General features: G+C 58.3%; 5 protein-coding genes. 2 read left to right on the top strand and 3 right to left on the bottom strand.

Features of this window, described 5'->3' with window-relative positions:
- Window positions 1-567, top strand: a 567-nt coding sequence (locus L0H14_RS11685) for an APC family permease (protein ID WP_301421906.1), incomplete at its 5' end; no start/stop codon positions are given.
- On the opposite strand, the gene L0H14_RS11680 is transcribed toward L0H14_RS11685, so the two are convergent.
- The 3 genes from L0H14_RS11680 to L0H14_RS11670 all read right to left on the bottom strand — a co-directional run bounded on the left by L0H14_RS11680 (window position 564) and on the right by L0H14_RS11670 (window position 2,857).
- The gene (locus tag L0H14_RS11680; protein WP_301419332.1) at window positions 564-1,430 is read right to left on the bottom strand and encodes an Ltp family lipoprotein; all 867 of its coding nucleotides are present in this window, start codon (window positions 1,428-1,430) and stop codon (window positions 564-566) included. The two genes, L0H14_RS11685 and L0H14_RS11680, sit on opposite strands and share 4 nt — an antisense overlap.
- Before the next feature lie 199 nt (window positions 1,431-1,629).
- Window positions 1,630-1,983 (bottom strand): hypothetical protein, encoded by a 354-nt coding sequence (locus L0H14_RS11675; protein WP_301419331.1) that lies wholly within the window; start codon window positions 1,981-1,983, stop codon window positions 1,630-1,632.
- A gap of 88 nt (window positions 1,984-2,071) precedes the next feature.
- The gene (locus L0H14_RS11670) at window positions 2,072-2,857 is read right to left on the bottom strand and encodes an IclR family transcriptional regulator (protein ID WP_301419330.1); all 786 of its coding nucleotides are present in this window, start codon (window positions 2,855-2,857) and stop codon (window positions 2,072-2,074) included.
- Between the two features lie 100 nt (window positions 2,858-2,957).
- On the opposite strand from L0H14_RS11670, the gene L0H14_RS11665 reads away from it, so the two are divergent.
- Window positions 2,958-4,813, top strand: a 1,856-nt coding sequence (locus L0H14_RS11665) for an FAD-dependent monooxygenase (protein WP_301419329.1), incomplete at its 3' end; no start/stop codon positions are given.

Genomic DNA, 4,813 nt, shown 5'->3' with positions numbered 1-4,813 from the left:
ATTTTGACCACGTGGAACTCGTTGTTGATCGGTGCATCGCGAATGATCTATGCACTCTCACGAACCGGCATGCTGCCACGACGGTTGTCGAAGCTGCATCCGAAATACAAAACACCCGTCAACGCGCTGCTGCTATTGGGCGTCATTTCCAGTATCGCGCCGTTCTTCGGAACCGCACTGCTGGACTGGATGGTGGAATCCGGCTCACCGATGATTGTCATCACCTACATGCTGGTATCCATGTCATTCCTCATTTTGCGACGTCGCGAACCTGCGATGGAACGTCCGCTGCGGGTGGGAGGTAAAGGCCGTGGTGGTGAAGTGATTGGCTGGTTCTCCGTGGTTCTCACCGTCGCGCTGCTGCTTCAATACCTGCCCGGTATGCCTGCTCAACTGGGTTGGCAGCCCTGGGTAATTTTCCTGGCCTGGTGGCTTGCGGGTGCTTTCTTCTACTTTCGGATACCCAAAGGCATCCGCGCTGGTGAAGATGTAGAAGAACGTCTCGAACGAGCCCTGCAGGAACGCGAACGCCAGCGCATCACCTCGACACGAGTTGAGAAGCACTAGAGCCCCGTCTGGTTCACCCCGTATTCGGCTTGTTCTTGCGAAAATCCTTCGAACACGAGCTGGTCAATCAACTCTGACCGGGAAAAGGACATGAAATCCAGATATTGTTCGGCTGATGCGGCTGCTTGTTCATTCCAGTCAGCACTCACAGCGTCGACCGCCGCGGTGGCGTCACTGTTCGAGAAGCCTTCGAACTCTAATTGGTCGATCAATCCGGTGCGGGAGAACGCTGAAACGTCCAGGTAGTTATCGGCCGACTTAATAGCCTGCTCGCTCCAATTGACCGTCACGTTATCCACGGCCCACGTGGCATCGGCGTTGGAGAAACCTTCAAACTCGAGCTGATCGATGAGTCCACTACGGGAAAATGCAGAGAAGCTGAGATAGTTTTCGGCAGATCCAAGCGCATTTCGTTGGCTGACTGAGCCATCTTGGGTTTCTTCCGGCGCCTCCGGGGTCGGTTCTTGGCTAGTGGCGCTAGGCGTGGTCGCGGGAGTAGTCTCCGGTGCCGACGACGTTTCTTCGGATTCGGTAGGGCTCGGACTTTCCGATGCTGTGGGAGATTCACTTGGCGATGCTGTGTCATCTGCCGTTGTTGCAGTCGGAGACGACGTGGCTTCGGTTTCGGGAGCTCGTTCGGCGTCTTCAGTAGCGCTGACGATGAACCCCACGGTGATGGCGAGAATAATCGATAACAACATCCCAAGACCGCCGGTGATGATCCCGGTTATGCTCAGGCCTTTTGGCTGAGATTTCCGTAGCGCTACGATGCCCGTTACGACGGCGACGGCGCCAATGACCAGACCGACAATTGGAACCCACCCCAAGAGCAGTCCGACGATGCCGGTGATCAGCGACGTCATGGCCAACCCTTTCGGTACTGATGGACCAGGAGTGGGCATGGGACTGTATTGCTGGTGAGGTGGTGGCGGTGGCGGAGGGTACCCCTGTGTCACGTTCTTGCTCCAATAACTTCAAGGTGAGTGAGTGTTCTTGGAACCTTAGCCCAGTGTCGTATGACTCAACAGACTTGACACCGCAAGCGAACAGACCAGGTCGCGTTTATTGTAGCGAAGGCCCGTCTGGAGGCACGAACGTAGTCTCCTGGACTCCCTGTGCACACGCGCAGTCTTCTTCCACGTGAAGGAAGAACCCCGCGGTGGTGGCCAGGTAGATGGAAATCACCAGTCCGAGGCCGCCGGTGGTGATGCCGGCTACGCTCAGGCCCTGCGGCTGCATTTTGCGTCGAGCGACGATGCCCAGCACCACGGCGAGCACACTGACGACCGCTCCGATAACCGATAGCCAACTGACAATCAGCGCGAGCAGACCGAGGACCAGAGACGTCGTCGCCAAGCTTTTCGGCTGAGGCGCATCGGGTTTAGGCGGGGAAGGTGGAACGTATTCCTGTGTCACGACGTCACTCCGATGGGTTCAAGGTGCTGTGCTTGATTGGCACACTAGCTCATCGCGGTACGACCCAACAGGGTTGATGTCGCAACGATCAGACCATATCGGTGTGCTGCGCAATTTCATCGGATGAAAATGCGGCCCGGGCCTCATGCTGAACCGTCAGCAGTGCATCTGAAATTTCCCGACGACTCGCACTGGAATACCGCGCTAGCGGTAAGGCCACGCTCAGTGCCATGTGCTCGCCACCGATGTGCCCCAGCGATACCGCCAACGCCACCAGGCCCTGTTCGGTGGACTCGACATTCACCGCAAATCCTTGCTTGCGCGCCTTATCTAATTCTTCGTGCAGATCTCGCAGGTTGAAGGCGACCGCCTGCGGTATCGCGCCCTGGTCGGTCGGTGCGTAGCGAGTATTAACCACCGCGGGTGCTAGGTCGGCGAGCATGGCTTTGCCCGACGACGCCAGATGCGCGGGCAACCGTTTTCCGAGTCTGCTGGCCAGAATCAGTGCACGATCGGTAGCGACAATACAGTCATTATGATGCACCGTTGTGCCGACCAGCGTTGCCACATGTACCGTCTCGTGCACCAAGCTAAAGAGCCGTTCCAGGTGCGGCCGCAAGCGTTCATGCAGCGGGGGAGTGATCAGCGTTTGGCCAAAGTGCAACGCACTAGCGCCGGGAAAGAAACGTTGTTTCTCGCCACGCACCGCGAAACCATCCGCCTCGATGGTCGCCAAAATACGGGAGGATGTGGAGGGGTTCACATCGAGGTGTTTGGCGGCCTCGGTGACACTCACCGACCCCTGCGAGGCCATCAGCCGCAGAACCTGAAGCGCACGGTGAATTGCTTCAATTCTCGGTGTAGATTTGCTCACACCGCAAATTTAGCACCGATCGATGCGGTTGTCGCATGCATCGGCGTACGGTCCTGCAGAGAATGTGTTGGAGCACACGAGTGCAGAATGGAAGATCAGCATGCAATACCACCTCAACGGTTACACCTTCGGAGACCCTAGCGTTGCCGCGGCGGCACCAGAACATATACGGAAGGACGCCGAGCTGCCCGAAACGGTTGACGTCCTGGTCGTCGGTACCGGTCCCGCCGGAGCCGTCCTCACCGCACAGCTTGCCCAATACCCGGAGCTGTCGGTGGCCACGGTGGATCGTCGTGGAGAACCATTAGCCCGCGGCCATGCCGATGGTGTTGCCTGCCGAACCGTTGAAATGTTTGAAGCCTTCGGCCTAGCCGATACGCTCGTTCGCGAAGCACTGTGGGTGAATGAAACCGCCTTCTGGTCGGTCGAAAACCCAGGCGACGGCATCACCCGCACCGGTTTGGTCCAAGACGTTGCCGATGGACTGTCCGAATTCCCACACGTGATCGTCAACCAGGCGCGCATGCAGGAACTCCTCTTCGACGTCGCCGCCAAGTCTCCGTCACGTTTTGAAGTCGACTACGGCTGGCAATATGTTTCCCAGACCATCGACGAATCGGAAGAACATCCCGTCGAAGTGACACTGGAGGCCACCGCCCAAGAACACGCCGAAACAACACGAACCCTCCGCGCGAAATATGTGGTCGGCTGTGACGGTGCACGCTCGGCAGTGCGAGAATCCGTTGGTCGCCAACTCCACGGGGATGTACAAAACCACGCCTGGGGCGTCATGGACGTCTTGCTCGTCACCGACTTTCCCGATATCCGCAAGAAAGCCGTGATTAGTTCAGACGCCGGCTCGATCATCTTGATCCCGCGTGAAGGTGGCTATCTCGTGCGCCTCTACGTTGACCTCGGCGCTGTACCCGAGGGTGACACTGAGTTCCGCAAACGCATCACCGTGGAACAAGTGACCGAATCGGCCAACAAGATTTTGGACCCCTACAGCATCGAGGTACGCGAGGTTGCCTGGTGGTCGATCTACGAGGTCGGTCAGCGCATCGCCGATGGCTTCGACAACCTCAACGACGACGAACGCGCAGACCGTCAGCCGCGCATCTTCATTGCCGGCGACGCCTGCCACACGCACTCGGCCAAAGCCGGACAGGGCATGAACGTGTCCATGCAGGACACCTTCAACCTCGGTTGGAAGCTAGGCGCCGTACTGAGCGGTCAAGCCAAACCGGAACTGCTGCATACCTACTCGGAGGAACGCAAGGTCACCGCCCAGGAACTCATCGACTACGACATCCGCTGGTCCAAAATGGTTGGCTCACGCGATGCCGATCAGCCGGTTACCCCCGATGAGGTCGAAGAACAGTTCGTTCGTGGCGGTCAGTTCACCGCCGGACTTGCAACACGCTATACCCCGGACTTCTCCACGCTTACCGGCCCTGACACCCAGCAGGATCTGGCTGCCGGTTTTGAAATCGGCACCCGCTTCCACTCGTCACCGGTCATTCGGGTCGCCGATGCAAAACCGCTGCAACTCGGCCACGTCCACCGGGCAGATGGTCGGTGGCGCGTCTACCTCTTCGCCGATACCACCGGGCTGACAGAAGGCTCGGCCGTTGCCAACTGGTGTGAACGGATGAGCACAGATACAGCCAGTGCCATCAAACGCTTCACCCCCGAGGGCGCTGACATGGATTCCGTCTTCGATGTCTACGCGGTGACCCAACAGTCGCATACCGACGTCGATATCAACGCGGTGCCCAAGCTCGTTCAACCAGCGAAAGGTAAATTCGCACTCACCGATTACGAGAAGGTCTTCTCAGCAGAGAAGACCAACGGTAGCCTGCTCGGCAATATCCCGGGCCTGGAGGCGACCCAGGATATGTATGATCTGCGTGAGATCGACCGCAACCGCGGCGCCGTCGTCATCGTTCGCCCCGA

Source organism: Yaniella sp. (genome assembly GCF_030453185.1).
Lineage (GTDB): Bacteria > Actinomycetota > Actinomycetes > Actinomycetales > Micrococcaceae > Yaniella.
Note: the sequence above shows the minus strand (reverse complement) of the source record. Positions and strands in the feature narration are given on the sequence as shown.

Coding starts and splice junctions, on each gene's coding strand:
- L0H14_RS11680 (WP_301419332.1), bottom strand. CDS start 1,430: ATGACGTCGCTGATCACCGGCATCGTCGGACTGCTCTTGGGGTGGGTT.